The following is a 3,537-nucleotide window of genomic DNA, read 5'->3' on the forward strand; positions in this document are numbered from 1 at the left end:
CCAGTATGATTCATTTCCGTAGTGTCTCCATCCTCAGCAGGGTGCTGAAAATCCCGCGCCGCCGGTCATCAGACTGAGTGTCATGTTTGCCTCACAGAAGCCCCGGCGTCTGCCAGGCTATTTGTCTGCTGGCCCGGTGGGTGCGCCGGTCAGTTGCGAGAGGCATCTGGTCCGTGCTTGTAACGCGAGTTCGCGTGTACGCGATTACATCCCTCAGAGTATCGTCCAAAGCATAACGGGGTACAAAGCCAGTGAGCGCCCTTAGCTTCGAGATATCGGGAACGCGGCGGAGCATATCCTCAAACCCCTCCTCGTAAGCTTCGTTATAGGGGATCAACACGATTTGTGATGCCGACTTCGTCATCGCTTTCACCTTCTCAGCGAGACCCCGGATGGTGACCTCCTCTGCACTGCCGATGTTGTAGACTTCACCGACGGCTTCAGATTTCAGCATGAGCGCCAGGAGCGCCTCGACGGCGTCCGCCACATGGAGAAAGCAGCGGCGCTGAGTCCCATCGCCAAAGATCGTAATATTTTCATTCTGGAGAGCCTGCCGGACAAAACTGGGAACCACCATTCCGTAGCGGCCAGTCTGGCGGGGGCCGACCGTGTTGAAAAGACGGACGACGGTGGTGGGTACGCGCTTCTCCTTCCAGTAAGCCAGCGCGAGAAATTCATCCAGGGCTTTGGAGCAGGCATAGCTCCAGCGCCCCTTGCTGGACGGCCCCATCAGCAGATCGTCATCCTCGCGGAACGGCATCTGCGTGCGTTTGCCATACACCTCGGAGGTTGACGTTATCAACACTCGCTTCTTCTTTTTTGCCGCCAGGCTGAGAACAAGCTCAGTTGCGCGGACGTTGGTTTCGATGGTGCGCACCGGGCTCTCGACAATCAATCGCACGCCGACGGCAGCAGCAAGGTGAAAGACGACATCACACTCATCCACCAATTCCGCCGTTAACTGGCGGTTCTCAACGCTGTCGAGGAAGTACGAGAACCGCTTGTGGGCTTTGAGGTGCCGGATGTTTTCTACCGAGCCGGTCGATAGATCGTCAACGACGAACACGTCGTCTTCCCGCGCAAGACAACGCTCCGCCAGGTGTGACCCGATAAACCCTGCTCCGCCGGTAATCAGAACTTTTATTGGATTTCTCCTTTCGTTCTCATCCGTCGCCGGTTCCGGTGATCGAGCACGGACCTGTAAACTTTCTCAATCTCGTTGACCAGCCGTTCCTTGGAAAAGTTCTGCTGCGCAAAGATGCTTGCCGCCTGGCCCATCCGGGCGCGGCGCTGCGGCTCTGAGGCCAGCCAGCTCAGGCCATCGGCAAAAATTTCGGGCGTGCGCCGTGTCACAAGTATTCCGTTGTCGAATATGGAATATCCGGGGTGGCGTTCAGGATTCCCGGACATGAGGTCGGCAGAACCCCCTGCATCCGGCAGGATCACCGGACATCCTGCAGCCATGGCCTCGATGGCCGCAACAGGGGTCCCTTCATTTTTTGAAGTCAGCAGGAGGATATCGGTTTGCCGATAGATGGAATTCATGTCCCGCTGCCAACCGATGAGGCGCAGATGATCTCCCAGATTGAGACGGCGTTTCTCCGCTTCCACATGCGCTCCGAGTTCGCCGTCCCCGACCATCAGAAATGCAGCGATCATATTCACGTTGGCGCAAAGCGCCGCGATCCTTGGATACATCAGCGGGTCTTTGACTGCCGTTAAACGGCCCACCCAGGTGACAGCCAGGCGATGGTGCCCGCTCTCTTCTGACAGACGGGCGCGCGCGAGTTCCAGGAACCTGCTTAGATCGAAGCCGAGGCGAACGGTCGAAATTCTTTCCGGGGCTGCAACTTTGAAACGGCTCGCCAGATCATGGCACTGCCTGGGACTGATGGCGATAATGCGCTCGGTGCCTCGGGCAAGGAGGCGTTCGATCAGAAGGAAAGCGGCCGATTTCTTGCGCGAAAAATAGCCCTCGAAAACATTCCCATGGTACGTGTGTACGCACGGCGTGCCTGAAGCAAATGCGGCAAGCCTGCCCAGAGCCCCGGCCTTGGCGGTGTGGGTGTGGAGAATATCCGGCCGCTCGCGTTTGAGCCAGCGGTAAATGTCCCAGAAAGCCCTGAGGTCGGAGACGAGAGAAACCTCGCGCGAGAGCCTGGGGATACGAACCAGACTAACGCCCATCTCGTCGGCAAGATATTCCATGTTGCCTTCCGATTCCGGCACGTTGCCGGCCAGCAAACTTGTTATGTGACCGGCATCGGCCAGTTCGCGGGTTAGCAGCACAGCCTGGATCGCCGGCCCCCCAATATTTAGCCGGGCGATAACGCGGGCGATCTTCATGTTTTTGCGAAGAGTTTGGAGACGAGGGGTAAGCAATTTGTGGTCGAGGCAAAAACCTTGTAAACGCGCGGAGCCTGCGCCCCGGCCGAGTACCAGGCCCCGGCTGTTTCCCGTCCCGCTGATTGACTACGATTCGCTGCGCAAGGGTCAGAACGCCTGCGCAACCTCAGCGCCAGCCCTGCGCAAATCTTCGCTGAACGCGGAGCTGTATTCAGCTAAACAGGTTCTCCAGTCGCGCATCCTATTCAGGCCGCGCGCTGAAAGCTTGAGGTTGACGAGCCGCTCGCTCGCAGGCCGGTGCGCGAAGTACTCTGCCGCGAAGAAGTCCGAGCGGACTGGCTCGATCCGGATTTTACCCTCGAGTCCCAGACAGCGGACGAACTCCTCGGCGACGTCCCGCCGTGTCCCCGAGCCGCCGCACACCTGGTTATAGAGGCCATAGAGGCCGCTCTCAAGGATCGCAGCCATCCCTTCGGCAAAATCTACAGTGTACGTCGGCGTGCCGCTCTTGTCTTCGACCACATGGAGAATGCGCTTTCCCGACTTGATCTGACAGTATAGTTTGTTGATGAACTTCTTATCCTTCTTCGGACCTCCGCCCATCATCCAGCCGGCCCTGAGCACGAAGTGCTTCCGCACGTGGCGCAGGACAAACAATTCACCGTAGTGCTTCGACTTCGCGTATACAGAGCGTGGCTCGGGCGTGTCGAAGTCCGTGTAGCAGTCCTTTTCTCCGCCGAAGATTCCAGCAGTAGAAATGTACACGTAGGGGACGCCAAGCTGGTCCGCGATCAGCCCCAGATTTTCTGCGCCAAGGGCATTGGTCAGCCATGCGTTCTCCGAATCCCTTTCGCAGCCTTCCAAGTCTGTAAGCGCCGCAAGGTTAATGATGGCGTCCGGGGCGAAACTCTCGATCGAGTCCCAGCTCTGGCGGTAGTCTCGCACGTCCGCATACTCGATCCAGGGCTCGTTGAGGTCAATGTCTGTCGGCTTGACGTCGGCAAATCTGCTGAACCGCCGATAGACGGCCTCGCCAAGCATGCCGCCGCAACCAGCGATGTAAATCCTCTTTCTGGTGTTCATAGTCCTCCTATGCCAGGGAAGCCCTTTGAAAACCTTGATGTAGGCCGGCGATAGCGCGGGCAATCTTCATGCTTATGCAAAGGATTCAGAGGCGCAGGGTACGCACTT

3 protein-coding genes are annotated in these 3,537 nt (G+C 58.0%); all 3 read right to left on the reverse strand.

Going from position 1 to position 3,537, the window contains the following annotated elements; translation table 11 throughout:
• Window positions 1-91 precede the first annotated feature (91 nt).
• Window positions 92-1,144, reverse strand: a complete 1,053-nt coding sequence (locus VMU57_RS16295; RefSeq protein ID WP_325385307.1) for a GDP-mannose 4,6-dehydratase — start codon at window positions 1,142-1,144, stop codon at window positions 92-94.
• Window positions 1,141-2,346: a glycosyltransferase gene (locus VMU57_RS16300; protein ID WP_325385303.1), complete on the reverse strand. Its 1,206-nt coding sequence runs from the start codon at window positions 2,344-2,346 to the stop codon at window positions 1,141-1,143. The genes VMU57_RS16295 and VMU57_RS16300 overlap by 4 nt, the downstream gene beginning before the upstream one ends.
• 147 nt (window positions 2,347-2,493) lie before the next feature.
• Window positions 2,494-3,429 carry an SDR family oxidoreductase gene (locus VMU57_RS16305; RefSeq protein ID WP_325385305.1) on the reverse strand — a complete coding sequence of 312 codons (936 nt, stop codon included), beginning with the start codon at window positions 3,427-3,429 and terminating at the stop codon, window positions 2,494-2,496.
• Window positions 3,430-3,537 lie beyond the last annotated feature (108 nt).

Source organism: Edaphobacter sp., assembly GCF_035532915.1.
Classification (GTDB): domain Bacteria; phylum Acidobacteriota; class Terriglobia; order Terriglobales; family Acidobacteriaceae; genus Edaphobacter.